Below are 25,125 nucleotides of genomic sequence, written 5' to 3'. Positions count from 1 at the left end.
GCGCCATGGGCAACAGCACGTCGGTGCAGTCGGTCGACCGTGCCATCGCGATCCTGGAGATCCTGGCCCGTGACGGGGCCACCCGGGTGACGGACCTGGCCGCGTCGCTCGACGTGCACAAGTCCACGGCGTTCCGGCTGCTGGCGGCCCTGGAGCAGGGCGGGCTGGTCGAGCAGACCGGCGAGCGGGGGCGCTACCGGCTCGGGTTCGGCGTCGTACGGCTGGCGGGGGCCGCCACCGCGCAGCTCGACCTGTCGCGCGAGAGCCGCCCGGTGTGCCTGCGGCTGGCGGAGGAGATCGGCGAGACCGTCAACATCGCGGTGGGGCGCGGCGGCGACGCGGTCAACGTCAGCCAGGTGCGCGGCCCGGCGGCGATCAGCGGCCACAACTGGGTCGGGCAGCGCACACCCGCCCACGCCACCTCCAGCGGCAAGGTGCTGCTGGCCCACGGCGTGCTCCAGCTCGGCCCCGAGCTGGAGCGGTACACGCCGCACACCATCACCACGCCACGGGAGCTGCGCCTGGAGGAGATCAGGCAGCGCGGCTGGGCCGCCACGGTGGAGGAGCTGGAGGTGGGGCTGAACGCGGTGGCGGCGCCGATCAGGGGTGCCGACGGCGCGGTGGTGGCCGCGGTCAGCGCCTCGGGGCCGTCCTACCGGCTGACGCCCGACCGGCTGGCGGAGGTCGGCGCCGCGCTCGTCTCCGGCGCGCGGGAGATAAGCCAGCGCATCGGATATTACGGTTAGTGGCATGTGCAGAAGCATCAAGACCCTCCGCCCGCCGTACACCGAGAGCGTGACCGAGGAGGACGTGCGGGCCGCGGCGCTGCAGTACGTCAGGAAGATCTCCGGGTTCCGCGCGCCCGCCTCGCACAACGCCGAGGCGTTCGACCGGGCCGTCGAGGCGATCACCAGGGCCTCCGAGGAGTTGCTGGGGGCGCTCCAAGTTCGCGGGAGTCGTTGACAGGGCCTGCCCGTCGGAGAAGTCTCCCCGGTGTAACCCCCAGCGATCCCCCAGGGAGCTCCCATGATCAGCGGGTTGTACCAGGGACAGGACGGCGACTCCCGGCTGGCGCTGCGCATCGACGTCGACGGGGCCAGGCCCATGCACCGGGTGAGCGGCGACCTGTTCACCGTCGCCGGGGCGACCACCTCCTACGTCGGCTCGTTCGTGGTCCACGCCCCCACCGTGCAGGCCGGGCTGATCCAGGGGGCCGGGGACTTCACGTTCGCCCCCCCGGTGCGCGACGTGAGCATCACGATCACCGGGGAGTCGGGGACGGCCGCCGTCGCCGGGCGCACCTACCAGGTCACGTTCGTCTCGCCGCACTTCCGCAGCGTGCTGCTGGAGCAGGACTCCGTGGTCGGGACTTTGCCGTTCGTGGCCTACCGCACCGGGACGCTGCCGGGGCCGGCCGGGTCGCCCGCCAGGGAGCTGACGCTGGTGTCGGCGTACGCGGAGGCGGGCATCGAGCTGACCGTGGCCGAGCCGGGCGTCATCCCGGTCGAGGGGTCGGGGCTGGACCTGGCGTGGGACGACGCGGAGCTGCACCACGCGATGTCGCGGCACTTCAGCGCGTTCGGTGACGCGGTGGCGTGGCGGTTGTGGCTGCTGGTGGCCGGCAAGCACACGGGCGGCTACCGGGGGATCATGTTCGACTACAACGACGCGCACCAGCGGCAGGGGGCCGCGGTCTTCTACGACGCGATCAAGGGTGACACGCCACAGGCGCAGCGGGCGCAGTTACGGACGTACGTGCACGAGCTCGGCCACGCCTTCAACCTGCTGCACTCCTGGCAGAAGAACCTGGCCACCCCGCCCCAGCCCCTCGGCCCCAACGGCGGCTTCGGCGACCTGTCCTGGATGAACTACGTGCAGAACTACCGCCCCGGCGGTGAGCAGGGCTACTGGGCGGCCTTCCCCTTCCAGTTCACCGACGCCGAGCTGATCCACCTGCGCCACGGCTTCTACCGCGACGTCGCCATGGGGGCGAACGCCTTCGGCACCGGCGCCGCCGAGATCGACCCCTTCGAGCAGCCGGTCGAGGACCGCTCGGGGCTGCGGCTGGAGCTGCGGGCCAAGGAGTCGTACGAGCTGGGCGAGCCCGTCGTGCTGGAGCTCAAGCTCGCGTACGTGGCCGAGCCGCGCACCACGCACGGCCACCTGCACCCCGACACCGAGTTCACCCAGGTCTCGATCACCCAGCCGGGCGGCAGGACCGTGCTGTACCGGCCGATGATGCGGCACTGCGTGGACACCTCCCCCGAGATCCGCCTGGACCCGGGCAACCCGGCCATCTACCGCAGCGCCTACATCGGGCACGGCCGGGACGGCCACTACTTCCAGCTCCCCGGCGAGTACCAGATCCGCGCCCAGTACATCGCCGCCGACGGCTCCCGCATCGTCTCCCCCGCCTGCCCGATCAGGGTGCGCCTGCCCGTCAGCCGCGAGGACCACCTGGTGGCCGAGCTGATGCTGGGCGAGGACCAGGGCAAGCTGTTCTCGCTGATGGGCTCCGACTCGCCGGCGCTGCGCGCGGGCAACCAGGCCCTGGACGAGGTCATCGAGCGGTACGGCGACCACCCGCTGGCCGTCTACGCCCGGCTGGTCAAGGGGCTCAACGCCGAGCGGGAGTTCAAGGAGCTGACGCCGGGCAACCGGCTGCGCGTCCGCCCGCCGGACCCCAAGCAGGGCATCGAGCACCTGACGGCCGTGGCACGGGACGCGAGCATCGACAACATCACGCTGAACCTGGCGATGCGGCGGCTGGCCAGGGCGGAGGCGCGGCAGGGGGACATGGTGCGGGCGAACGCGGTGATGGACGAGATGGTCGCCACGTTCGAGGCCAAGGGGGTCAACGCGATCGTGCTGGGGCAGATCAGGAGGCAGGCGGAGCTGACGAAGGCCGCGCTGGGGGCCGAGCTGTCCTGAGGTACGCCGCCCGGCGATCATGACCTACCGTCGTACCTGTGCGGATCATCTCCCTGAACGCCTGGGGCGGCGCGATGTACGACGAGCTCGCCCGCTGGCTCGACACCTGTGACGCCGACCTCCTGTGCCTCCAGGAGGTGACCCACACCCCGTCGGTCAGCGGCTGGACCCGGTTCGAGGACGACGAGCGGTCCCTGCCGCAGCGGGCGGACCTCCTGGGTGACGTGCGCGCGCTGCTCCCCCGCCACCACGGCCTGTTCGCGGTGAGCGACTCCGGCCCGGTCCAGGATCAGGAGGGCCGGACGCACCGGGAGGACTTCGGGCTCGCCACCTTCGCCGCCACCGCGCTGCCGCTCGTCGGGCTGCGCTCGGCGTTCGTGCACGGCGCGTACGCCGAGCACGACCGCTACCCGAGCGGCGGCCGGCCGCGCGCCGCGCTGGCGGTGCGGGTCCACGACCCGGCGGCGCGGCGGTTCGTCACCGTCGTGAACCTGCACGGCCTGCGGGACCCGGCGGGCAAGGCCGACACCCCCGCCCGCCTCGCCCAGGCCGGACGGCTCGCGCGGCTCGTCGAGAGCGTGCGCGAGGCGGGCGACCTGACGGTGGTGTGCGGCGACTTCAACGTGCTGCCCGGCAGCGAGACGTTCGGGATCCTCGCCCGGCTCGGGCTGACCGACCTGGTGCGGGAGGCCGACACGCGGACGTCCCGCTACCCCAAGCCCGTACGGCACGCCGGCTACCTGCTCGTCTCCGACCCGGCGGCCGTCAAGCACTTCGAGATCGTGGCGGCGCCCGAGGTGTCGGACCACCGGGCCCTGCTGCTCGACCTGCGGGACTAGCCGCCGACGCGCGACACCGGCACGCCGTTCACGCAGGTGATCCTCAGCTCGAGCTCCTCGCCCTCCTCCGGCTCGAACTCGACCTTCGCCTCCCGCGCCGGCCCCGACTCGACCTCGTCCACCGAGTAGTCCTGCGCGGGGCTCCACGAGCGCAGCGTGACCAGGCCGCCGGCGTCGCAGGAGGCGATCACCGTGCCGCCCGCGCTGCGGATGAGCTTGCCCTGCGCGCCCTGCGCGGGCGCGGCGCTCGCCGTGACGGCGGCGCGGGTGGTGGCGGTGGCCAGGGCCTCGCGGACGTCCTCGCGGCTGAGCACGTGGCTGTCGGTGCCGGTCAGGCCGTTGCCGAGCAGGCCGAGCACCGCCACGGCGGCGCCGGTGGCGGCCAGGGCGGTGACCACCCACGCGACGACGAGCTTCTTCATGCCACTCAGATTTCCCCACGTACGGCTAAGCCCAGGTTAAGGCGACGCTAAGGCTGCCCGGGGCATCGGCGATGACGGTCTACGTTCTTGTATATGGCGGACATCCTGCTCATCGAGGACGACGTGGCGATCCGTACGGCGCTCAGCCGTGGGTTGCGGGACCTCGGCCACGCCGTCTCCTCCTCGCCCACGGCGCTGGACGGGCTGCGGCTGGCCGTCCAGGACCGGCCCGACCTGATCGTGCTCGACCTGGGGCTGCCGGACCTCGACGGGGTGGAGCTGCTGCGGATGTTGCGGGCGGTCAGCCGGGTGCCGGTGATCGTGGCCACGGCCCGCGACGGGGACGCCGAGATGGTGCCGGTGCTGGACGCCGGGGCCGACGACTACGTGGTCAAGCCGTACAGCGCGGCGCAGCTCGACGCCAGGGTGCGGGCCGTGCTGCGCCGGGCCGGCGGGGCGGCGCCCGAGGAGTCGCTGCAGGTGGGGGCGTTGCGGGTGGACCCGCGGGCACGCACCGCCACGCTCGACGGGACGGCGCTGGACCTGACGCCGCGGGAGTTCGACGTGCTGCACTACCTGGCGGCCCGGCCGGGCGAGGTCGTCACCAAGCGGGAGCTGCTCACCGAGGTGTGGCAGCTCCCCTACGGCGGCGCCGACAAGACCGTGGACGTGCACCTGTCGTGGCTGCGCAGGAAGCTGGGCGAGACGGCCGCCGAGCCGCGTTACCTGCACACGGTGCGCGGTGTCGGGGTGAAGCTGGTGGAGCCGTCGTGAGGCGGTGGCTGGCGCTGCTCGTCGCGGCCACGACCTCGCTGGTGCTGATCGCGTTGCTGGTGCCGATGGCGCTGCTGATCCGCGCGGTGGCCGAGAACGGGGCGATGAGCCGGGCCACGGCCGCCGCCGAGTCCGTGGCGGTCGCGGTGGGCACGCCCGACCTGGGGCTGGCGGTGGAGCAGGTGTCGCGGCCCGTGACGGTGTTCCTGCCGGGCGGGCGGACGCTCGGCGAGCGGGCGGGCCGCTCCGACGCCGTACGCCTGGCCGCCACCGGGCGCAGCGTCACCGCCGAGACCGCCGGGGGCAGGGAGGTGCTGGTCTCGGCGCAGTCGCCCGAGGGGACGGCCGTGATCAGGGTGTTCGTGCCGGACGCCGAGCTGATGCGGGGCGTGCGGGAGGCGTGGCTGGCGCTGGCACTGCTCGGGATCGGGCTGGTGGCGCTGGGCATCGTGCTGGCGGACCGGCTGGCGCTGGCCGTGACGCGGCCGGTGGACGGGCTGGCGCGGGTCTCGCACCGGCTGGCAGGCGGCGACCTGACCGCCAGGGCGGAGCCGGGCGGCCCGCCCGAGGTGCGGGACGTGGCGCTGGCGCTCAACCACCTGGCCGGGCGGATCGACGAGCTGCTGGCGGCCGAGCGGGAGTCCGTGGCCGACCTGTCGCACCGCCTGCGCACGCCGCTGACGGGCCTGCGGCTGGACGCCGAGTCGCTGCGCGACCCCGAGGAGGCGGCCCGCGTCCAGGCCCGCGTGGACGCGCTGGAGCGCGCCGTGAGCGCCGTCATCACCGAGGCGCGGCGGCGCTCGGCCGGGCGCGACTCGTGCGACGCGGCGGCCGTGGTGCGCGAGCGGGTGCGGTTCTGGTCGGTGCTGGCCGAGGACCAGGGGCGGGAGGTGTCGGTCTCCGTGCCCGACGGGCCGCTGACGGTCGCGGTGGGGGCCGAGGAGCTGGCGGCGTGCGTGGACGCGCTGCTCGGCAACGTCTTCGCGCACACCCCGGAGGGCGCCGCGATGGCGGTACGGCTCCAGCCCCGCGACGGCGGTGCCCTGCTGGTCGTGGAGGACGCCGGGCCTGGGTTCGAGCCCGCGTTGCTGGAACGGGGGAACAGCGGTGGCGGCTCGACGGGGCTCGGGCTCGACATCGCGCGGCGGACCGCCGAGTCCTCCGGTGGCGGGCTCACCGTGTCGAGGCCGGCGCGGGGCGGGGCCAGGGTGGAGCTGGCCCTCGGCGGGCCCTGACTCGCGGTTTCCGGCGACCCTGACATCCTTCGCGTCGCCTTAACCGGCCTTTAGCGCCCGATTACCCCGGATGGCGGTTTCGTAGGGGCATGCGAATCACGAAGAAGCTCATCGTTGCCGGAATCGTCTCCCTCGCCGCCACCGGCGGCGCCGTCTACGCCACCTCCGCCTACGCCGCGGAGTCCGCCGAGACCGCCGCTCCCGCCGTCGCCCCCAAGGTCACGGCCGAGCAGGCCATCGGGATCGCCCTCAAGCAGGTGCCGGGCTCCTGGGTCAGCGAGCTGGACTTCGACAGCCGGGGCCAGCAGGCCGACGTCTGGGAGCTGGAGCTGACCAAGGGCACCGAGCGGCACGAGGTGGACGTGGACGCCGCCACGGGCAAGGTCACCCAGCAGCAGGCCGACCAGGACGACGACGACCAGAACGACGACGGTGACGACGGCGACGACGACTGATCACCGGACGAGGCCGGCCTGCGGGCCGGCCTTTCCGCCGCCTAACGCACCATCCTCATGACCAGCGGCCGGTGGTCGGACAGCGTGCTCGTGAGCACGGATCCGCTGGTCGTGGTGATGCCCCGGGTGTAGATGTAGTCGATGCGGGCGTCGCCGAGGGTGGGCTTGTTGGCGTAGCGGGCGCCGGTGTCGGCCCAGCCCGCGCTGACGAACCGCTTCGACAGCGCATCCGTCGGCAGCGCGTTGAAGTCGCCGGTGAGGATCAGGCCCGTCCTGGTGCCGAAGTAGTCGAGCACCTTGGCCGCCTGGGCCTCGCGGCGCTTGACCGAGGTCGCCGACAGGCCGGGCGACAGGTGCGTGGTGAACACCCGGACCTGCGCGCCGCCGCCGAGGTCCAGCCTGACCCCGGCCATGGAACGGTTGACGGGGCAGGTGGCGAAGTCGGTGAGCTTGATCGTCACCTTCTCCACGATCCTGTAAGAGGACAGGATCGCGTTGCCCGCCTTGCCCGGCTGCGGGTCGTCGCACGGCCCCACGTCGTCACCGGCGCCGAAGTGGGCGTTGTCCGTGATGTCCCAGCCCAGCTCGTCCGCCAGCTCGCGTACCTGGTCGGCGTCCGGGCGGCGGTGGATCTCCTGCAGCGTGACGACGTTGGCGCCGCTGTCGCGGATCACCTGCGCCATGGCCTCGATGTCGGCGTCCTCGCCGTGGATGTTCCAGTCGAGGACGACCACGTTCGCGGCGGCCTTGGCCTCCGCGGCGGGTGCCGCCATGACGACTAAGAGCACACTTCCTGCGATCACATGACCACGCATGATCCGTGATCTTACGTTATGAACTCGTGATAGTCAGCAGTTGTCCAGGATGCCTTTCATGGCGTCCTTCTCGGCCGCGGTCACCCACAGCTCGTACTTGGCCTTCACGTCGATCTGCTTGGCGATGTAGGTGCAGCGGTAGGACTTGCGCGGCGGCAGCCAGGTGGCGGCGTCGGAGTCGCTCTTCTGGCCGTTCAGCGGGCCGTCGACGGCCATGAGGTTCGCCGGGTCGTTGGCGAACTCCTTGCGCTTGGTGGCCGACCACTGCTGGGCGCCCTTCTGCCAGGCGTCCGAGAGCGGGATGAGGTGGTCGATCTGCACCTCCGTGCTGGTGTCCTGGCCGCGCCTGAACTTGATGGTCTTGCCGCTGTACGGGTCGTGCAGGGTACCGGTGAGCACGATGCAGTCGTGGGTGCCGGACCTGAACGTCTCGTCCTCCAGGTCGCGCTTGAGGATGTCGTTGCGGGTGTCGCAGCCGTTGCGGTCCACGTCCGCCCAGGCCGGGCCGAACTTGTCGCGGTCGAAGCCGGTCTTCGGGGCGCGGCCCTTGACGGCCAGCTTCGCCAGCTTCTTCTTGGCGTCGGAGATCGACGCCGAGTCGGGCTTGGCGGCCTTGCCGTCGTCACCCGACGACTGCGCCGTGTCCAGCCCGCCGCAACCGCTCAGCACCGCCACCGTGGCCAGACCGGCCACGAACACCCGCACCCGCACGCCCGTCCCCCCAGACTTCCCTGTTTTCGTAAAGTCTAGGTAATGCCCAGAAATGGACCTATATCGCGTCGAGTAGCCACTCGGCGAGGTAACGGGTGAAGGACGAGCGCACATGGATCCGGTAGCGGTCCGGGGCGCGGCGCTCCAGGATGACCGAGGTCTTGCCGAGCAGGGTCTGGGCGTGGCCGGGGAAGACGTCCGGGTGCAGGTCGAGCGGGCAGCCGGTGATCAGTACGTCCTCGGCTCCCGGGCCCGACAGCTCCAGGATCGTCCGCTGCCCCGAGACGTCCACCCAACCCGGGCCCGGTGTCCCGATATTTCCGGACACCAGCCACCAGGACGGCCCAAGCCGCAACCCCACGCCCGGATCCGCGCCCCGCACCTCCCACATCGGCTCGAACGCGACCTCGCGCAGCCGCACCCCGTCCCCGCTCGCCGCCTCGAACCGCGCCGCGAACGCGGCGGCCGGGCTCTCGGCACGCACGTCCCGGTCCAGCGGCGGATGGGCTCCGGTCAGCGGCTCACCGTCGCGGCGCGTGTTGTCCGGGTCGTACAGGACGGGCTCCACCACGGTCACCGGCCGGGCCACGTCCCCCGACACGGCGGTCAGCCGGTCGCCCGGCGCGACGCCCCTGGCCAGCGCGAGGCAGAACGTGCGGCCGAGCGCGGCACTGCGGTAGCCGGAGGTCACGTGACCCACGCCGTCGCCGGGTGATCCCTCGGCGACGAGCTGGGCCCCCTCCTCCACCAGCGCCGCCGGGTCGTCCGGCAGCAGCCCGACCAGGCGCTTGCGATCGCTCCTGGCGGTGTCGGGCCTGGCGTGCGAGCGCTTGCCCACGTAGTCGGGCTTGCGCCGGGAGACGATCCAGGACATGCCCAGGTCCTGCGGGGTGACGGTCCCGTCGGTCTCCTGGCCGACGATCGCGAACCCCTTCTCGGCCCGCAGCACGTGCATGGCCTCGGTCCCGTACGGCACCGCCCCCAGCTCCAGCACCGCCTCCCACAGCGCCCGCCCGTACCACCACGGTGCGTTCACCTCGTAGGCCAGCTCCCCGGAGAAGCTGATCCTGAAGACCCGCCCGGCCACGCCCAGCACGTCCGTGGCCGCGTACCGCATGAAGGCCAGATCGAGCGCGCCCGGCGCGACGGCCGCGATGACCCGCCTGGCGTGCGGCCCGGCCACCACCACGGTCGCCCAGTGGTCGGTGACCGACGTGAACGACACGTCCAGGCCGGGCCACTCCGTCTGGTGCCACTCCTCCAGCCAGTCGAGCACCGTGGCGGCGTTGCCCGTGGTCGTGGTCATCAGGAAGTGGTCCTCGGCGAGCCTGGTCGTGGTGCCGTCGTCGAGCACCATCCCGTCCGCTCCGCACATCAGGCCGTAGCGGCAGGCGCCGACGGGGAGCGTGGAGTAGAGGTTGGTGTAGATCCGGTCGAGGAACGCGCCGGCGTCCGCGCCCCTGATGTCGATCTTGCCGAGGGTGGAGGCGTCCATGGCGGCCACGCCGGTGCGGGCCGCGCGGCACTCCCGCAGCACGGCCTGCTCCATCGGCTCGCCGTCCTGGGGGAAGTACCAGGGGCGCTTCCACTGGCCGACGTCCTCGAACACGGCGCCCCGCGCCACATGGGCGTCGTGCATGGCGGTGGTCCTGACGGGGTCGGACAGCACGCCGCGGTCGCGCCCCGCCAGAGTGGCGAACGACACCGGCGCGTACGGCGGGCGGAACGTGGTCGTGCCCACCTGGCCCGGCGCCGCGCCGAGCAGGGCGGACATGACGCCGACGACCACCGCGCCCGACGTCTTGCCCTGGTCGGCGCCCGTGCCGGCGGTGGTGTAGCGCTTGACGTGCTCGACCGAGCGCATGCCGGTGCCCGTGGCCCTGGCGAGGTCGGCCACGGTCACGTCCCGGTGCAGGTCCGCGAAGGCGGGCTCGGCCGAGGTGCTCTCGACCGCCCACAGGGCGGCCGGGGGGCGCAGGGGCTGCTCGTCGCACTGCGGCACCCGCAGCCCGTACGCGCTGTGCCCGGTGGCCTCCGCTCCCGCCGCGTAACCGTCGGCGATGGCCTCCCGGGTGCCGTACAGGCCCCGGCACGCTCCCGCCGAGCGCACCGCCTGGGCCGGGTCACCGGGGACGAACGCCTGCAGCACCTCCTCGAAGCGCACCTTGCCCTGCGACTGGCTGAACAGGTGCACGGCCGGGTTCCAGCCGCCCGCGACAGCCAGCAGGTCCGCCTCGACGTACCGGGAGCCCACCTGGACGCCGTTCAGGCAGCCGTCCGCGTCGCCGGTCGTGCCGGTCAAGACGTCGCCCCCGGCCCGGGGGTCCACGACGGCGGCGATCTCCACCCCGGCCGCCGCCAGGTCGCGAGCCGCCTCGTAGCCGGAGTCCGCGCACGCGAACACGACGGCCCGCCGCCACGGCGCGACCCCGTACCGGTTGGCGTAGGCGCGGGCGGCGGCGGCCAGCATGACGCCGGGCCGGTCGTTGCCGGGGAAGGCGAGCGAGCGCTCGTGCGCCCCCGTCGCCAGCACCACCTCGCGCGCCCTGATGTGCCACAGCCGTTCCCCGCGCGCCCGCCGCTGCACGGCCACCACGTAGTTGTGGTCGTAGTAGCCGACGGCGGTCGTCCGGGTGAGCACCCGCCCCGGCAGGTCGAGGCCCGCCACCCAGTCGAGCGCGGGCGCGCCGTCGAGGAGCAGGCGGGAGTTCAGCAGGTCACCGCCCAGCCGGGGCTGCTCGTCCAGGAGGATCACCCGCGCGCCCGACCGCCCCGCCGCCACCGCGGCGGCCAGCCCGGCGGGGCCGCCGCCGACCACGAGCACGTCGCAGTGCAGATAGCCCTTGTCGCACCGGCGCTCGTCCACGGCGTCGGGGTCCACCCGGCCCCTGCCGCGCAGGCTCCACGCCTCCAGCCCGTCGTGCAGCTCCACCACCGTGGCCGCCAGCATCGGGTCCGCACCCACCCTGACCAGCGCGTTCGGCTCCTCGGGACCGGCGGTGAAGACGCCGCGCGGGCGGCCCAGGTCCACGCTGCGGCCCACCACCTTGACGCCGTTGCGCAGCAGCGCGGCGGCCAGCGTGTCGCCCGGCTCCCCGCGCAGCTCACGGCCGTCGAACGTGAATCTCATCCGGGTTTCCTGATCTCGTGGGTGACCGTGTGCCGCTCGACGGTGAACCAGGTCCGGCAGCCGTGCACGTGGAACCAGCGCTCGCGGAACCAGCCCTTGGGGTTGTCGCGGACGAAGACGTAGGCGGCCCACTCCTCGTCGGTGGTCTCGCCCGCCGGGTAGGGGACCCCGGCCTGGCCGCCGTAGTGGAACTCGTTCTCGTCGCGGGGGCCGCAGTGCGGGCAGTCGAGCAGCAGCATCAGTGCGCCACCGCCGCCGCGCCGTGCTCGTCGATGAGCGCCCCCGTGGTGAACCTCTCCAGCGCGAACGGCTCCGCCAGCGGATGCGGCCGGTCGTGGGCGATCGTGTCGGCGTAGACCCAGCCGGAGCCCGGGGTGGCCTTGAAGCCGCCGGTGCCCCAGCCCGCGTTGACGTACAGGCCGTCCACCGGCGTGCGGCCGATGATGGGCGAGGCGTCGGGCGAGACGTCCACGATGCCCGCCCACGTCCGCAGCACGCGCACCCGGCTGAAGATCGGGAACAGCTCCAGCGCCGCCGCCATCTGCGCCTCGATCACGTGGACGCCGCCGCGCTGCCCGTAGGAGTTGTACGCGTCGATGCCCGCCCCCATGACCAGCTCGCCCTTGTGCGCCTGGCTGACGTACACGTGGACGGCGTTCGACATGACCACGCAGTCGAGCACCGGCTCCAGCAGCTCCGACACCAGCGCCTGCAGGGGGTGCGACTGCAGCGGCAGCCGGAGCCCGGCCTGCGCGGCGAGCACCGAGGTGTGCCCGGCCGCCGCCAGCGCGACCTTTCCGGCGGCGATCCGGCCGCGCGACGTCCGTACGGCGACGACCCGATTGCTCGTGATCTCGAACCCGGTGACCTCGCAGCCCTGGATCAGGTCCACCCCGTGGCCGTCGGCACTGCGCGCCAGCGCCCAGGCCACATGGTCGTGCTTGGCGATGCCGCCGCGCCGCTGCAGCGTGGCCCCCATGACCGGGTAGCGGGCCGAGCCCGACACGTTGACGACCGGGCAGAACTTCTTGACCTCCTCCGGGCCGAGCCACTCGGCGTCCACGCCGTTGAGCCGGTTGGCGTTCACCCGGCGCCTGCCCTCGCGCACGTCGCCCAGGTTGTGCGCCAGGTTGAGCACCCCGCGCTGGCTGAACTGCAGGTCGTAGTCCAGCTCCGCGCTCAGCCCCTCCCACAGCTTCAGTGAGTGCTCGTAGATCGCGGCGCTCTCGTCCCACAGGTAGTTGGAGCGGATGATCGTGGTGTTGCGGGCCATGTTCCCGCCGGCCAGCCAGCCGCGCTCCAGGACGGCCACGTTCGTGATGCCGTGGTTGTTCGCCAGGTAGTGGGCGGTGGCCAGGCCGTGGCCGCCGCCGCCCACGATCACGACGTCGTAGGCGGGGCGGGGGTCGGGGTTGCGCCAGAGGAAGTCGGGGTGGGTCAACGCCTGATCTTCTCCATCCCGGGGTCGTAGAGCGGCTCGGCGGCGACCTCCGCGGGCACCCGGCGGCCGAAGTAGGAAATGTCGACAGGTGTTCCCGGCTGCGCCAGGTCGGCCGGCAGCCACGCGTACGCGATGGGGTACTGCACGGTGTGGCCGTAGGCGGCGCTGGTGACGTACCCGACCGTGCGGCCACCGTGCCTGACCGGCTCCTTGCCCATCACGACCTGGGTGCTGAGCAGCGGCACCAGCCTGCGCGTGACGTCCTTGGACAACGCGTCCCGGCCGATGAAGTCCTTGTCGTCCCTGACCGCGAAGCCCAGCCCCGCCTCGTACGGGTTGTGCTCGGTCGTCATGTCCACGCCCCAGAGCCGGTAGCCCTTCTCCAGCCGCAGGCTGTTGAACGCGGCGCGGCCTCCGGCGACCGCCAGGCCGGGCGCCCACAGCGTGTCCCAGAGCTTGAGCCCCATGTCGGCCGTGGTGTAGAGCTCCCAGCCCAGCTCGCCCACGTACGAGACCCGCATCGCCAGCACCGGCACCTGCCCGACATATCCGGACTTGCAGCCGAAGTAGCGGAAGTTCTCGTGCGACAGGTCCAGGTCGGTCAGCCCCTGCAGCAGCTCCCTGGCCCGCGGGCCCCACACGCCGACGCAGCACGTCCCCGGCGTCAGGTCCCCCACCCGTACCCCGCCGGGCGCGTGCCTGGCCAGCCAGTCGAGGTCCAGGTTGCCGTTCGCGCCGATCTGGAACGTGTCCTCCTCCAGCCGCGCCACCGTGAGGTCCGACCGGATGCCGCCCCGCGAGTCGAGCAGCAGCGTGTACGTCACCGAGCCGGGCTTTTTGTCCACGTTGTTCGTGGTCATCCGCTGCAGGAACGCCACCGCCCCCGGCCCGCTGACCTCGATCCGCTTGAGCGGCGTCATGTCGTAGAGCGCCACGCGTTCCCTGGTCGCGTGCGACTCGGCGGCGGCGACCGGCGACCAGTAGCGGCTCGCCCACTCGTCGCGCTGCGCCAGCCCGAGAAACGGCTCCGTGGCCGCGCCCCGCGCCTCCTCGGGCACGTCGGCGTAGGCGTCCCTGCGCCGCCGTACCAGCTCCTCCAGCAGCGGCGTGTTCGCCTCGAACCAGTGCGGGCGCTCCCACCCGGCCGCCTCCAGGAAGAACGCGCCCAGCTCGCCCTGCCGGACGTGGAAGGGGCTGGTCCGCAGCGGGCGCGGCGACTCCATCGGCTGCAGCGGATGGATGATGTCGTACACCTCGACGAAGTTCTGCTTCCCGCGCTCCTCGACGAAGGCGGGCGAGAGCTGCGCCCGCTCGAACCGGTTCAGCTCGCACTCGTGCAGATCGACGGCCGAGCGCCCGTCCACCAGCACCTCGGCCAGCGCCCGCGCCACCCCGGCCGAGTGCGTCACCCACACGGCCTCGGCCAGCCAGAACCCGTCGAGGTGCGGTGCCTCGCCGATCAGCGGGAAGCCGTCGGGGGTGAAGGAGAAGATCCCGTTGATGCCGTCCTCGTACTTGGACCCGGCCAGCGCGGGCAGCAGCTCGACCGCGTCGCGCCAGGCGGGGTCGAAGTCCTCCTCGGTGAACGCCTGCACCGACGCCATCGTGGTGGACCTGGGGCCGATCTCGTCCTGGGCGACGGGCATGGGGCGGTGGCTGTAGGAGCCGATGCCGATGCGGTCGCCGTGGTGCCGGAAGTACAGGTCGCGGTCCTGGTGGCGGAGGATCGGGCCCGGTGTCAGGGTGCCCAGCGGCCCCGACTTGGCGTACTGGTGGGCCAGGGGCAGCAGCGGCACGGTGAGCCCCGCCAGCTTCCCGATCGACGGCCCCCAGAACCCGGCCGCGCACACCACCACGTCCGCCGGGATCGTCCGGTACTCCCCCGACGTCACGACGGACACGCCCGTGACCCGCCCGCCCCGCTGCTCGACGCCGACCACGGTGTGCCCGGCCAGGAACCTGGCGCCGCGCTCGACGGCCCGTTCGGCCTGGGCCTGCCCGCAGGCCACCGCCGCCGCCAGCCCGTCGCCCGGCACGTGGAACCCGCCGAGCACCCTGTCCCTGTCGAGCAGCGGCCACAGCTCGGCGCACTCGCCGGCGTCGATCAGCCGCGCCTCGACGCCCCACGACTCGGCCCAGCCGTGCTTGCGGTGCAGGTCCGTCCAGCGTTCCGGGGTGGTGGCCACCTCCAGCCCGCCGACCTGGCGGAAGCAGTCGCCGCCCAGCGCCGTGTACTTGGCCACGGTGTAGGCGGCGAACTCCGTCATCGTCCTGGACGGGTTGGTCTGGAAGACCAGGCCGGGGGCGTGGGAGCTGGATCCTCCGGCGGCGAAGAGCGGGCCCTGGTCCACGACCGTGACGTCCGTCCACCCCCGCTCGGTGAGCTCGTCGGCCAGGGCACAGCCCACGATCCCGGCTCCCACGATCACCAGACGAGGACGGCTCATGGCGCCTCCGGTTGTTCCTTATTACGCAACACACACCGGACTACGCAACGACCATAGAGTCCAGGACCCGCCGGAACAAGAGCTACCGCACGGGCGAGGTGTCCCGTACGAGATAGGTGACCACTCCGGCGCCGGGCACGGCCAGCTCCGCGAACCCCAGCCGGTCGTAGAAGGCCCGCGCCGCCACGTTGCTGGTCAGCATGCTCAGGTGCAGCCCCTTGACCCCTGCCTCGCGCAGGCCGTCCACGAAGGCGCCCATGAGCCGGCGTCCCCAGCCCCGGCCCTGCCAGCCGGGCAGCAGGTCGATGTGCAGGTGCGCCGGGTGCCCCGCCAGCTCGGGCAGGATCATCCGCTCGGGCCGGTGGTGCAGGGCCAGCATGTGGTCGTCCGGCGTGACGGGCGGATCGGCGGGCAGCGGCAGGTCCGCCCGGGGGATCCACTCCTCGCGGTAACGGCGGACGAACCGCTCGGTGTCGGCGGTGCCCACGATGTAGCCGACGGCGTTGCCCGCGCCGTCGTCCACCACGTGCGCGTGCTCGGGTTCGAGGAGCACGTACGGGGCGGCGAACAGGTCGCCCATGAGCCGGTCCGAGGCGTACTGCCCGCGGGCGTCGCCACCGGCGTCGGCGGTGCGCACGCAGATGTCGTAGACCGCGTCCAGATCCTGGGGCTGGTACGAACGCACATAAGGGGAGATCATTCGCGACAACGTACCAGTACGCTGAGCTGGCGTGGGAAAGGGACATATGGCCCAGCAGCGGCGCTTACTCGAAGGGCTCGGCGTCACCGTCGCCGAGGAGACGGCCTACCGTGCCCTGCTCAGGCACGGCCCCGCGACGCTCAGCGAGCTGGCCGCCGAGACCGGCTCGTCGGCCGCCGCCATCCGCCGCATGCTGCCCAGGCTGGAGGACCTCGGCCTGATCTCCCGCGTGGCCGGCCGCCCGCTCCGCCTCGTCGCCACTCCCCCTGACCTCGCCGTCGACATCCTCGTCGCCCGCCGTCAGGAGGAGCTGACCCACAGCCGCGCCGCCGCCGCCCTCCTGGCCACCGAGGTCGCCGACCGCGGCGGGCCGCACCCGGAGGAGGTCCTGGAGGTGGTGACCGGCCGCGACGCGGTGGCCAGGCGCTACCTCCAGCTCGAACGCAACGCCACCCAGGAGATGCTGGTGCTGGTGCATCCGCCGTACGCCGTGGACATCAGCGACGACCGCGAGAACCGCCGCCGCGCCGCCCGCCAGGGCGCGCCCGTCACCCGCGGCATCTACAGCCCGCTCGCCTTCGAGCAGCCCGGCATGCTGGCCCACACCCGCCGCGCCATCGCCGACGGCGAGCAGGCCAGGCTCGGCCCCGTGCCGGTCAAGCTGGCCATCGCCGACGCCCGCACCGCCATCCTCCCCCTGGCCTCCGACGAGGACCGCGCCGTGGACAGCGCCGTGGAGAGCGCCCTCGTCGTCCACCCGTCGGCCCTCCTGGACGCCCTGGTGGGCCTGTTCGAGACGCTGTGGCGGGCCGCCGTCCCGCTCCGCCTCACCCCGGACGGCCTGGAACAGGACCGGCGCGGGCCGGACGAGGAGGTGCTGGCGCTGCTGGCGGCGGGGATGAAGGATGACGCCATCGCGCGTCAGCTCGGGTTGAGCCCGCGTACGGTGCAGCGGCGGGTGCAGGTGTTGTGCGAGCGACTGGGCGCCAGGACGCGCTTCCACGCCGGCTTCCTGGCCGCACACAATGACCTGCTGCCCAAGTGATCGCAGGGGCGAACCGATCAGGACGGTCGCTGCCCTCAGCGCCGGGAGTGCGCCTGTCACAGTGATCACTTGACCACGCGAAGCCATGGCCACGGCCTCATCCCAGCGCTCGGGATGGGCGTGCGGCTCGTCGAGGGGAAGCTCATGCCTCCGACGTGGTTCCCACGCTCAAGAGAAGTACTCCCCGGCCTCGAGGAGCTACGTGATCAAGATCCCGCCGTCCACCGGCAGCGTCACCCCGGTGATGTACGAGGCGGCGTCGCTCGCCAGGAACACCGCCGCCGCCACCAGCTCGGCCGGATCCCCAGCCCGCTTCATCACCACCCGCGACTCCATCATCTGCTCCAGGTAGCCCGGCTTGTACTGCTCGGTCATCTCCGAGGCGAAGAAGCCGGGCTCCAAGCAGTTGACCCGGATGCCGCGCCGCCCGGTCCACTGCTGGGCCAGGTCGCGCGTCAGCCCCACCACCCCGGCCTTGGAGGCGCTGTAGGCGGCCTGGGGCAGCCCCGCCGTGGTCTCGCCGAGGATGCTGCCGATGTTGACGATCGAGGAGCCCGGCCGCATGACGCGGGCGCACGCCTGCGCCATCCAGTACGTGCCGTGCAGGTTGATCTCGACGACCTGGCGGAACTGCTCGGGGGTCTCGCGCAGCGCGGGCACGGCCGTGCCGACCCCGGCGTTGTTGACCAGCACGTCCACGGAGCCCATGGCCTCGACGGCGGCGGCCACGACCGCGTCGCAGTCCTCGGGGCGTGACACGTCGGCGGGCACGGCCAGGCAGCGGCGGCCGGCCTGCTCGACGAGCTTGCGCGTCTCCTCCAGCCGCTCCTTGCGCCGGGCGCAGACCACCACGTCGGCGCCCGCCTCGGCCAGGCCGCGGGCGAACGCCACCCCCAGCCCCGCGGACGCCCCGGTGACGATCGCCACCTTGCCGTCGAGCCGGAACCGCTCCAGCACGCCTGGATCCGTACTCCGCACGTCACCCACTGATTCGCGCTCCTTCCACAGCCCGCCGCACTCCGGTGCGGGTCTTCTCGGGGAGGATGGCACAGCAAGGGCTTGCTTCGCACCGCCGGGGGTCGGCCTCGCACCGCGAGTGATCGCGGCGGCGTCACAAGGAACGCGAAAGGCGGCCCGCCATCGGCGAGCCGCCCCCGCGTGAGAGGTGGTCCGCCATCGGCGAACCGTTCCCGCGCGAGGCGGCCCGCCACCGGCGAGCCGCCCGTGACTGCGACGGACCTACAGCCCGTACTCCTTGACGATCCGCTCGTGCCGCTCGACCTCGACGTCGATCTCGCGGGCCAGGTCGAGCCAGGCCAGCGGGTGCACCCACCGCTCGGTGGCGTCGTCGAGCAGCGCGTCGACCTCGGAGGGCGACACGTCCGGCGGCACCGCGACCCAGCCGAACACGCCCGGCAGCGGCTCGCTGCTGGTCGGGTGGGTGACGGTGTAGTTCTCGTCGCTGTAGACCCACATCGGCCAGCCGCGCTCGGCCATGACCTCGGTGAACTCCGCCCAGTCCTCCTCGCTCGGCGCGGCGCCGTCGAAGAAGTAGCTGGTGTAGCCGCCGGGCCGCAGGATGCGGACGGCGGCGAACGGCGGCACGAAGTTCTGCTGCTCCTGGGGGTCGTCCGGGACGGGCTCCAGGAGCTGAGGGTCGAAGACGACCAGGTCGCCCGCGTTGTACTCCATGCCGCGCGGCTGCGGCAGGGCGAGCCGGGCGGTGGCGGGGCCGGTGCGGATGGACAGGACCTGGCGCTGGCCGCCGTCGGGTGCGGGCAGGATGAGCCGGATCAGGCCCATCTCCTCCTCGATCGGCCCCTCGGTGGACTTGATCGGCATGCCGATCTTGGCGGCGCCCTTGCGGACGGTCTCCCAGTCCTCCGCCGAGGTGGCCATGACGATCATGCGCCAGACGTCCTCGTCGGTCAGCTCGTCGAGCACCTCCAGCAGCACCTCGGCGCCCCTGGCGTTGGCGTCGAGCTGCTGGGCGGCGCCCGACAGCAGGCGGCGGGCCTCGATGCCGGCACCGGCGTGGATGGCGTGCTCGGCCGCGTCGACCGTCTCCTGCCAGCGCTCGCGGGCGCTGTGCAGCCTGGCCAGCGTGAGGTGCTGGGCGGCGTGCGGCAGCAGGGCGGCCATCTGCTCCAGGCGCTCGTCCTGGCGGGCCTCGATGAGCAGCGTGGTCAGGTAGGCCACGTCGTCGGAGTCGGCGGTGGCGAGGTCGCCGCTGTCGACGAGCAGCTTCCAGTAGATGTCGGCGCCGGTGGCCGGGTAGCCCAGGAAACCGAGCGTGGTGGTGTGGCGGCGGGTGGCCTCGATGTCCTCACCGGACAGCGGGGCCAGCCAGCCGACCCACTTCTCGGGGTCGGCGTTGAAGCCGTCGGCGGCGTCGAACAGGCCCACCCGCTCCGCCACGGGGCCGGGGGCCTCGGGCTCGGCGGTGGCGTCGGCGGTGGCCCGCAGCGCGGTGATGCGCTCGGTCAGGTCGCCGGTCTGGCGCAGCTCGGCGCTGCCGGACTCGGCCAGGTCGGCCAGCAGCCTGGCCTGCCACACGCCCTGCCTGCCGATGGCCAGCTCGCCCGCGACCAGCGCGAGCTCGACGCGCGAGCGGTAGCCGCCCATCATGCCGAAGTAGTCCATCCACTGGCGCAGGACCCGGCCGAGCTGCCAGGTGTTGGTGATCTGCGCGGAGCCGGCCAGCTTGTTGACGGCCTGGGTCCACTCCACCCACACGCGCGGGTGCTCGCCCACCACGTCGAGGTCGGGCAGCGCGTCGACGGCCTCGGCGATCCGGCCCAGCGTGGCCAGGATGAGCGCCCGGCGCACGCCGTCGCGGTGCTCCTTGGCGACCGGGTCGTCGGCCTGGAACCCGGCGGCGGCCTGCAGCGCGTTGAGCGCGTCGTCGGCGCGGCCCGCGGCCAGCAGCGCGCGGGCGCTCTCGGCGCCCAGCTCCCAGCTGGCCTCGCGCCCGGCGGTGCGCAGCCGCTCGACGGCCGACTCGGCGTAGGTGACGGCCTCGCCCGGCTTGCCGGCGTCGACGAGGGCCGCGACGTACTGGGTCACGAGCCCGGCGAAGGCCGGCTTCTCCGGGGTGGTGCTCTCGAGGTAGGCGCCGAGCGTCTCCAGCCGGTCGGTGGCGTAGCCGGGGCCGTCGGTGTTGGCCCAGACGATGGCCAGCGCCTCGACGGCGGCCGGGACCGCCGGGCATTCGCGCACGTCTTCGCGCTGGGCGAACGCGAGCAGCTGCTGAGCGTCGTCGATGGCGACCGCGCCCTGGGCACGGTCGCCGATGCGGCCGATCAGGTGCCAGTAGCGGGCGTAGAACTCGAGCCAGGGCAGCTCCAGGGCCTCTGCCTGCTGCGCGATGGCCGGGGCCATGACGTCGAGCTGCGGATATCGGCCCTCATAGGCCTGTGCGGGAAGGTCTCCCAGCGCCATGGCGAGGCCAACGTTGCCCGCCTCGGAAAGCTGCTGCTGGGTTTCGCCGACCCAGGCCCAGATGTCCACGTCCATGGGCAGTCAGTCTGCCAGGTCAACGAGCGTGCCCAAAACGCAGAAGCTCGATCAGCTCGTCCGATTCGCTGTCCGTCAGGACCGAAAAGACCGGCGCCATGAGGTCGTCCGTCGTCTCCTCCACCGCCGCGCGCCGCGCGAGCACGTCGGGGCCCGGCTTGGCGTACGGCTCCGGCCAGGTGAAGAACTTGGCGACGGCCTCGCCCATCGACTGCCCCTGCCCGAACGGCGTCCCGGTGTGGTCGCCTGCCAGCGTCGCCTCCAGCGGGTGCAGCCCGGCCGCGAGCACGGCGTTGGCGTGCAGGCCGCCGCGCAGCTCGCGGACGACGTGCATGAGCTGAGTGGCCCTGGCGGGCGGGTCGTCCGGCAGCGGCACGGCCCGCCAGCCCGCGAAGAGCGGCGCGCCCACCGGCGAGGCCTGCTCGACGACCGGCTCCAGCAGCTCGGCGAGCCTGGCGCAGCCCTGGTAGCCGCCCAGCTTGCGCCGGCCCCACGCCTGGCAGGCCTCGGCGTAGAGCTCGACGGCCCGCTCGACGGGGAGCTTGCGGCCGCCGTTCCAGCACTCCTCGACGTGCGCGGCGGGGAAGAAGACGGCGACGGCCGTGACCACGTCGGCGTCGCACTCGCCGAGCACGCCGCAGCGGCCCCTGAAGTAGACCTCGCGGGCGCCGAGGCCGTACTCCTCGCAGATGGCCTTGACCTCTCGGGAGATCATGAAGCCGCCGCCGAACTGGCCGATCGGGTTCTTCACCTGTATGGCGGTGGTGCGGGGGTCTGCCATGTCCACCTCTCAGTTCGCGAAGTAGACCCAGCATCCCCCATTAGAACTTCATTCTGCAAGCGTCAGTTCGCCGCTGGCCACGATCACCGCGGGGCCGGACAGGTAGCTGGTCTCCTCGTCGAGGATCACGGTGAGCGTGCCGCCCAGCACCTCGACCGTCCACGTGCCGGTGGTGTCGCCCGACAGGTGCGCGGCGGCGACGGCCGTGGCCACCGCGCCGGTGCCGCAGGAGCGGGTCTCGCCCGAGCCGCGCTCGAAGACGCGCATGACGGCGCGGCTGACGCCGACCGGGTTGAACAACTCGACGTTGACCCCGGCGGGGAAGACCGTGGTGTCGAACCCGGGCTGGTGGGTGAGGTCGAGCTGGGCGACGGGGTCGCCGATCGAGCACGCCAGGTGGGGGTTGCCCATGTCGACGCAGATCCCGGGATACTCGTGCCCGCCCAGCATGGCCACGCTCTCGCCGTGCACGACGGGCTTGCCCATGTCCACCGTGACGTCGCCGTTCGGCTCGATGCGCACCTGGCGCAGCCCGCCCCTGGTCGCGATCGCGAACTCCGAGCCGTGCTCCAGCCCCGCCTCGAGCAGGTAGCGGGCGAACACGCGCACGCCGTTGCCGCACATCTCGGCCACGCTGCCGTCGGAGTTGTGGTAGTCCATGAACCACTCGGCCTGCGAGGCCTGCTCGCTCACCTCATGGCTGTCCTTGGCGCGGGCCACGCGGAGCACGCCGTCGGCGCCGAGGCCGGCTCTCCTGTCACAGATCTTGGCGACGAGCGAGGCCGACACGTCGACCACGCCGTCGGGATCGGGCAGGATGACGAAATCGTTCTCGGTGCCGTGCCCCTTGAGAAAGCGCATTGAGGAAGTTTATTCGCACGCGTGTCCCGGGATTCGCGCGAGGGACCGGTCAAGCAGGTCCGGAGCGTCGTAGGGCAGCCAGCAGACCCGCGGGTCACGCCGGAACCACGACTCCTGCCGCCGGGCGAACCGCCTGGTCAGCCTGACCGTCTCGGTCATCGCCTGCTCCTCGCTCCACTCGCCCTCCAGGAAGCGGATCACCTGCGCGTAGCCGAGTGCGCGGCTGGCCGTACGCCCCTCGGCCAGCCCCTGATCGAGCAGCGCGCGCACCTCGTCCACCAGCCCCGCCGCCCACATGCGCTCGACCCTCAGCTCGATCCGCGCGTCCAGCTCCGGCCTGGGCACCTCCAGCCCGATCTGGACGCTCGGGTACACGGCGTCGTAGGAGGGCATCGTGGCCGAGAACGGGCGGCCGGACAGCTCGATCACCTCCAGGGCCCGCACGATGCGGCGGCCGTTGCTCGGCAGGATCGCCGCGGCCGCGGCCGGGTCGCGCTCGCGCAGCCGCTCGTACAGCGGGGCGGGGCCGCGCTCGGCCAGCTCCGCCTCCAGCCGGGCCCTGATCTCCGGCTCCGTGCCGGGGAACTCCAGCTCGTCGATGGCCGCCCGCACGTACAGGCCGCTGCCGCCGACCAGCACGGGCACCTCGACGGCGTCGATGACCGCCCTGGCCAGCTTCTGGTACTCGGCCACGCTGGCCGTGACCGTCACGTCCCAGACGTCCAGCAGGTGGTGCGGCACCCCGCGCCGCTCCTGCTCGGTCAGCTTGGCCGTGCCGATGTCCATGCCGCGGTAGAGCTGCATGGAGTCGGCGTTGACGCACTCGCCGCCCAGCCTGAGGGCGAGATCCACGGCGAGATCGGACTTTCCTGCGGCCGTGGGGCCCACGACGGCGATGACTGGCTGCTGAGGCACCCGACCAGTTTGCTAGAGATCGAGCAGCGTCGGTTGCAGGTATCCCTCATGAGTCAGCAACCACCGCTTGGTCTCCACGCCCTCGCCGCCGCTGAACCCGCCCAGCCCGCTGCCCGCGATCACCCGGTGACAGGGCACGACGATCGGGATCGGGTTGGAGCCCATGATCGAGCCGATGCCCCGCGCGGGCACGCTGGAGCCGCTCAGCCTGGCCAGCTCGCCGTAGGTGACGGTCTTGCCGTACGGGACCCGATGCAGGGCCTGGAGCACGCGCAGCCGCGAGCCCGACATGAGCCGCCAGTCGATCGGCGTCTCGAAGGTCTTCAGCTCGCCCGCGAAATAAGCGTTCAGCTCGGCGACCACGCAGGCCGTACGATCCGCATCATGAACCTCAGCCAGGTCGAGCCGGCCCGCCAGCCGGGCGCGGGACCCCCAGCCCGACGCGACGAGGCCGGTCTCGGTGACGCCCAGCACGAACGGGCCCACAGGCGTGGGCACCTCGGCGAAGGCAACCGTGGTGGTCATCGTGTCCTCACGTGAACTCGTGGTGCTGGGCACGTCCAGCGCCGTTCCTACCCGACACCGTAACCACAACGGCTACCTTCTGCGCTGGGACGGGCAGGGCTTCCTGTTCGACCCGGGCGAGGGCACGCAGCGGCAGATGGTGCACGCCGGGCTGAGCGCGAACGACGTGCACTGGCTGTGCCTGACGCACTTCCACGGCGACCACTGCCTGGGCGTGCCGGGCGTCGTCCAGCGCATCGCCCGCGACCGGGTGCGGCACCCGGTGCGCGCGCTCTTCCCCGGCTCGGGCGAGCACTACTGGCGGCGGCTGCGCCACGCCGCCGCGTTCGCCGACACGGACGTCATCGCCGAGCATCCCCTGTCCGGCGACCTCGCCGGCGTCGGGCCGCTCATCGCACGCCGCCTGTCACACCCCGTCGAGTCGTACGGCTACCGCGTCCAGGAGCCGGCCGGCCGCCGCATGCTGCCCGAGAAGCTGGCCGCCCACGGCATCCGCGGCCCCGAGATCGGCGAGCTGCAGCGCACCGGCTCCGTCCGCGGGATCACGCTGGCGGAGTGCAGCGTGCCCAGGCCGGGCCAGAGCGCGGCGTTCGTGATGGACACCCGGCTCTGCGACTCCGTCTTCGAGCTGGCCTCCGGGGTGGACCTGCTGGTGATCGAGACCACGTTCCTGTCCGCCGAGAGCGCGCTGGCCAAGGAGTACGGGCATCTGACGGCGTTCGAGGCGGGGGTCGTGGCGGCCGACGCGGGCGTGCGGCGGCTGGTGCTCACGCACTTCTCCGAGCGGTACGGCTTCGCCGACGAGCCGTCCTTCGTCGAGGAGGTACGCCGCAGCTTCGACGGCGAGGTGGTGACGGCCCGCGACCTGATGCGCATCCCGGTGCCGAAGCGTCAGGCCAGCCACGCCCCTGCGAGGTAGCCGACCCCGTACGGAGCCGCCTGGGCCAGCAGGCGCCCCTGGTACGTGCGCGTGCCCGCCGCGCCCGCCAGCACCTGCAGCGCGGCCCGCCCGCTCACCCACAGCCTGTCGGCCTCCTGCGGGTCGAGCGCGGCCAGCGCAGCGGGCTCGCCGGCCGCGACGGCCTTGGCGATCAGGTCATGGTACGGGCCCGCCGCCTCGTCGTATCTGCCCGGGGCCCGCGGGCTCAGGCTGGCCGGCCCGTCGGCCGTGACCAGCAGCGCCACCCGCTCCGCGCGCTCGCCCAGCCGCCGCCCCAGCGCCAGGCAGTCCGCGGCCGTCGCGTCGAACGCCACGGACTGGAAGCCCTGCGGCGCGGTGTCGTCCAGGAGCAGCCGGGCGACGGTCAGCGACAGCGGCAGCACCGGCTCCCCGGTGCCCGCCCGCCGGTCCACGCCCCAGGGGCGCAGGGTGCCCGCCACGCCGCCGTCGTACGTACGGGTCGTCTCCGCCCCGCCCACCACGACCAGCGCGTCGGGCCGCGCCCGGCGCAGCGTGGCGATCGCGGTCCGACAGGCGGAGCGCAGCTCGGGCAGCCCGAGCACGACCAGCGGGGTTGAGGGGCAGACGGCGGCGGCGACAAGCACGAGCGCAAGCGTACGTGGCTCGGCGCTCAGAAGGGAT

General features: G+C 72.8%; 24 protein-coding genes. 9 read left to right on the top strand and 15 right to left on the bottom strand.

Going from position 1 to position 25,125, the window contains the following annotated elements:
* Window positions 1-5: 5 nt before the first annotated feature.
* From LCN96_RS11900 to LCN96_RS11885, 4 genes are all read left to right on the top strand, one after another.
* Window positions 6-746: an IclR family transcriptional regulator gene (locus LCN96_RS11900; protein ID WP_225272656.1), complete on the top strand. Its 741-nt coding sequence runs from the start codon at window positions 6-8 to the stop codon at window positions 744-746.
* 4 nt (window positions 747-750) lie between these two features.
* Window positions 751-963 carry a DUF2277 domain-containing protein gene (locus LCN96_RS11895; protein WP_225272655.1) on the top strand — a complete coding sequence of 71 codons (213 nt, stop codon included), beginning with the start codon at window positions 751-753 and terminating at the stop codon, window positions 961-963.
* Between the two features lie 63 nt (window positions 964-1,026).
* Window positions 1,027-2,931 (top strand): zinc metalloprotease, encoded by a 1,905-nt coding sequence (locus tag LCN96_RS11890; protein ID WP_225272654.1) that lies wholly within the window; start codon window positions 1,027-1,029, stop codon window positions 2,929-2,931.
* Between the two features lie 38 nt (window positions 2,932-2,969).
* Window positions 2,970-3,770, top strand: a complete 801-nt coding sequence (locus tag LCN96_RS11885; protein ID WP_225272653.1) for an endonuclease/exonuclease/phosphatase family protein — start codon at window positions 2,970-2,972, stop codon at window positions 3,768-3,770.
* Here LCN96_RS11885 and LCN96_RS11880 read toward each other — a convergent pair.
* Window positions 3,767-4,192 carry a hypothetical protein gene (locus tag LCN96_RS11880; protein ID WP_225272652.1) on the bottom strand — a complete coding sequence of 142 codons (426 nt, stop codon included), beginning with the start codon at window positions 4,190-4,192 and terminating at the stop codon, window positions 3,767-3,769. The genes LCN96_RS11885 and LCN96_RS11880 overlap by 4 nt on opposite strands.
* A gap of 93 nt (window positions 4,193-4,285) precedes the next feature.
* On the opposite strand from LCN96_RS11880, the gene LCN96_RS11875 reads away from it, so the two are divergent.
* The 3 genes from LCN96_RS11875 (at window position 4,286) to LCN96_RS11865 (ending at window position 6,656) form a co-directional block, all read left to right on the top strand.
* Entirely contained in the window at window positions 4,286-4,966 is a 681-nt protein-coding gene (locus LCN96_RS11875) for a response regulator transcription factor (RefSeq protein WP_225272651.1), read from the top strand.
* Window positions 4,963-6,201 (top strand): sensor histidine kinase, encoded by a 1,239-nt coding sequence (locus LCN96_RS11870; RefSeq protein ID WP_225272650.1) that lies wholly within the window; start codon window positions 4,963-4,965, stop codon window positions 6,199-6,201. Before LCN96_RS11875 ends, LCN96_RS11870 begins: the two co-directional genes overlap by 4 nt.
* 89 nt (window positions 6,202-6,290) lie before the next feature.
* Window positions 6,291-6,656, top strand: coding sequence for a PepSY domain-containing protein (locus tag LCN96_RS11865; RefSeq protein ID WP_225272649.1), 366 nt, complete (start codon window positions 6,291-6,293; stop codon window positions 6,654-6,656).
* Window positions 6,657-6,697: 41 nt separating this feature from the next.
* Here the strand turns inward: LCN96_RS11865 and LCN96_RS11860 are convergent, their stop codons facing one another.
* The 7 genes from LCN96_RS11860 to LCN96_RS11825 form a co-directional block, all read right to left on the bottom strand.
* The gene (locus tag LCN96_RS11860) at window positions 6,698-7,471 is read right to left on the bottom strand and encodes an endonuclease/exonuclease/phosphatase family protein (protein WP_225272648.1); all 774 of its coding nucleotides are present in this window, start codon (window positions 7,469-7,471) and stop codon (window positions 6,698-6,700) included.
* 33 nt (window positions 7,472-7,504) lie between these two features.
* Entirely contained in the window at window positions 7,505-8,182 is a 678-nt protein-coding gene (locus LCN96_RS11855) for an HNH endonuclease family protein (protein WP_225272647.1), read from the bottom strand.
* Between the two features lie 58 nt (window positions 8,183-8,240).
* Window positions 8,241-11,312, bottom strand: a complete 3,072-nt coding sequence (locus tag LCN96_RS11845; protein ID WP_311132261.1) for a 2Fe-2S iron-sulfur cluster-binding protein — start codon at window positions 11,310-11,312, stop codon at window positions 8,241-8,243.
* Entirely contained in the window at window positions 11,309-11,551 is a 243-nt protein-coding gene (locus LCN96_RS11840) for a sarcosine oxidase subunit delta (protein WP_225272646.1), read from the bottom strand. The genes LCN96_RS11845 and LCN96_RS11840 overlap by 4 nt, the downstream gene beginning before the upstream one ends.
* Entirely contained in the window at window positions 11,551-12,753 is a 1,203-nt protein-coding gene (locus LCN96_RS11835; protein ID WP_225272645.1) for a sarcosine oxidase subunit beta family protein, read from the bottom strand. The genes LCN96_RS11840 and LCN96_RS11835 overlap by 1 nt, the downstream gene beginning before the upstream one ends.
* Window positions 12,750-15,200 carry a GcvT family protein gene (locus LCN96_RS11830; protein WP_225272644.1) on the bottom strand — a complete coding sequence of 817 codons (2,451 nt, stop codon included), beginning with the start codon at window positions 15,198-15,200 and terminating at the stop codon, window positions 12,750-12,752. The genes LCN96_RS11835 and LCN96_RS11830 overlap by 4 nt, the downstream gene beginning before the upstream one ends.
* Before the next feature lie 82 nt (window positions 15,201-15,282).
* Window positions 15,283-15,900 carry a GNAT family N-acetyltransferase gene (locus LCN96_RS11825; protein WP_225272643.1) on the bottom strand — a complete coding sequence of 206 codons (618 nt, stop codon included), beginning with the start codon at window positions 15,898-15,900 and terminating at the stop codon, window positions 15,283-15,285.
* A gap of 31 nt (window positions 15,901-15,931) precedes the next feature.
* Here LCN96_RS11825 and LCN96_RS11820 point away from each other — a divergent pair, with 31 nt between their 5' ends.
* Window positions 15,932-16,945, top strand: a complete 1,014-nt coding sequence (locus LCN96_RS11820; RefSeq protein WP_225272642.1) for a helix-turn-helix transcriptional regulator — start codon at window positions 15,932-15,934, stop codon at window positions 16,943-16,945.
* Window positions 16,946-17,143: 198 nt separating this feature from the next.
* Here LCN96_RS11820 and LCN96_RS11815 read toward each other — a convergent pair whose 3' ends face one another.
* The 6 genes from LCN96_RS11815 to LCN96_RS11790 all read right to left on the bottom strand — a co-directional run bounded on the left by LCN96_RS11815 (window position 17,144) and on the right by LCN96_RS11790 (window position 23,543).
* Complete coding sequence (locus tag LCN96_RS11815; protein WP_225272641.1) at window positions 17,144-17,932, bottom strand: SDR family NAD(P)-dependent oxidoreductase; 789 nt, start codon at window positions 17,930-17,932, stop codon at window positions 17,144-17,146.
* 252 nt (window positions 17,933-18,184) lie between these two features.
* Window positions 18,185-20,461: a tetratricopeptide repeat protein gene (locus LCN96_RS11810; RefSeq protein ID WP_225272640.1), complete on the bottom strand. Its 2,277-nt coding sequence runs from the start codon at window positions 20,459-20,461 to the stop codon at window positions 18,185-18,187.
* A 19-nt stretch (window positions 20,462-20,480) separates the two neighbouring features.
* Complete coding sequence (locus LCN96_RS11805; RefSeq protein ID WP_225272639.1) at window positions 20,481-21,242, bottom strand: SCO6745 family protein; 762 nt, start codon at window positions 21,240-21,242, stop codon at window positions 20,481-20,483.
* Between the two features lie 48 nt (window positions 21,243-21,290).
* Window positions 21,291-22,103: a diaminopimelate epimerase gene (gene dapF / locus LCN96_RS11800; RefSeq protein WP_225272638.1), complete on the bottom strand. Its 813-nt coding sequence runs from the start codon at window positions 22,101-22,103 to the stop codon at window positions 21,291-21,293.
* 9 nt (window positions 22,104-22,112) lie between these two features.
* Window positions 22,113-23,018 carry a tRNA (adenosine(37)-N6)-dimethylallyltransferase MiaA gene (miaA, locus tag LCN96_RS11795; RefSeq protein ID WP_225272637.1) on the bottom strand — a complete coding sequence of 302 codons (906 nt, stop codon included), beginning with the start codon at window positions 23,016-23,018 and terminating at the stop codon, window positions 22,113-22,115.
* Window positions 23,019-23,030: 12 nt separating this feature from the next.
* The gene (locus LCN96_RS11790; protein WP_225272636.1) at window positions 23,031-23,543 is read right to left on the bottom strand and encodes a methylated-DNA--[protein]-cysteine S-methyltransferase; all 513 of its coding nucleotides are present in this window, start codon (window positions 23,541-23,543) and stop codon (window positions 23,031-23,033) included.
* 1 nt (window position 23,544) lies between these two features.
* On the opposite strand from LCN96_RS11790, the gene LCN96_RS11785 reads away from it, so the two are divergent.
* The gene (locus LCN96_RS11785) at window positions 23,545-24,462 is read left to right on the top strand and encodes a ribonuclease Z (protein ID WP_225272635.1); all 918 of its coding nucleotides are present in this window, start codon (window positions 23,545-23,547) and stop codon (window positions 24,460-24,462) included.
* Here the strand turns inward: LCN96_RS11785 and LCN96_RS11780 are convergent.
* Window positions 24,435-25,088, bottom strand: coding sequence for a class III extradiol ring-cleavage dioxygenase family protein (locus tag LCN96_RS11780; RefSeq protein ID WP_225272634.1), 654 nt, complete (start codon window positions 25,086-25,088; stop codon window positions 24,435-24,437). The two genes, LCN96_RS11785 and LCN96_RS11780, sit on opposite strands and share 28 nt — an antisense overlap.
* Window positions 25,089-25,125: the final 37 nt, after the last annotated feature.

Origin of the sequence: Nonomuraea gerenzanensis, assembly GCF_020215645.1 — a bacterium.
GTDB classification, from domain to species: Bacteria; Actinomycetota; Actinomycetes; order Streptosporangiales; family Streptosporangiaceae; genus Nonomuraea; species Nonomuraea gerenzanensis.
Note: the sequence above shows the minus strand (reverse complement) of the source record. Positions and strands in the feature narration are given on the sequence as shown.

Bases quoted from the DNA above. Each gene is read 5' to 3' on its own strand.
- dapF (WP_225272638.1), bottom strand. From the start codon at position 22,103: ATGCGCTTTCTCAAGGGGCACGGCACCGAGAACGATTTCGTCATCCTG.
- LCN96_RS11790 (WP_225272636.1), bottom strand. From the start codon at position 23,543: ATGACCACCACGGTTGCCTTCGCCGAGGTGCCCACGCCTGTGGGCCCG.
- LCN96_RS11810 (WP_225272640.1), bottom strand. From the start codon at position 20,461: ATGGACGTGGACATCTGGGCCTGGGTCGGCGAAACCCAGCAGCAGCTT.
- LCN96_RS11865 (WP_225272649.1), top strand. From the start codon at position 6,291: ATGCGAATCACGAAGAAGCTCATCGTTGCCGGAATCGTCTCCCTCGCC.
- LCN96_RS11895 (WP_225272655.1), top strand. From the start codon at position 751: ATGTGCAGAAGCATCAAGACCCTCCGCCCGCCGTACACCGAGAGCGTG.
- LCN96_RS11880 (WP_225272652.1), bottom strand. From the start codon at position 4,192: ATGAAGAAGCTCGTCGTCGCGTGGGTGGTCACCGCCCTGGCCGCCACC.
- LCN96_RS11805 (WP_225272639.1), bottom strand. From the start codon at position 21,242: ATGGCAGACCCCCGCACCACCGCCATACAGGTGAAGAACCCGATCGGC.
- LCN96_RS11845 (WP_311132261.1), bottom strand. From the start codon at position 11,312: ATGAGATTCACGTTCGACGGCCGTGAGCTGCGCGGGGAGCCGGGCGAC.
- LCN96_RS11825 (WP_225272643.1), bottom strand. From the start codon at position 15,900: ATGATCTCCCCTTATGTGCGTTCGTACCAGCCCCAGGATCTGGACGCG.
- LCN96_RS11900 (WP_225272656.1), top strand. From the start codon at position 6: ATGGGCAACAGCACGTCGGTGCAGTCGGTCGACCGTGCCATCGCGATC.
- LCN96_RS11860 (WP_225272648.1), bottom strand. From the start codon at position 7,471: ATGCGTGGTCATGTGATCGCAGGAAGTGTGCTCTTAGTCGTCATGGCG.
- LCN96_RS11890 (WP_225272654.1), top strand. From the start codon at position 1,027: ATGATCAGCGGGTTGTACCAGGGACAGGACGGCGACTCCCGGCTGGCG.
- LCN96_RS11875 (WP_225272651.1), top strand. From the start codon at position 4,286: ATGGCGGACATCCTGCTCATCGAGGACGACGTGGCGATCCGTACGGCG.
- LCN96_RS11840 (WP_225272646.1), bottom strand. From the start codon at position 11,551: ATGCTGCTGCTCGACTGCCCGCACTGCGGCCCCCGCGACGAGAACGAG.
- LCN96_RS11830 (WP_225272644.1), bottom strand. From the start codon at position 15,200: ATGAGCCGTCCTCGTCTGGTGATCGTGGGAGCCGGGATCGTGGGCTGT.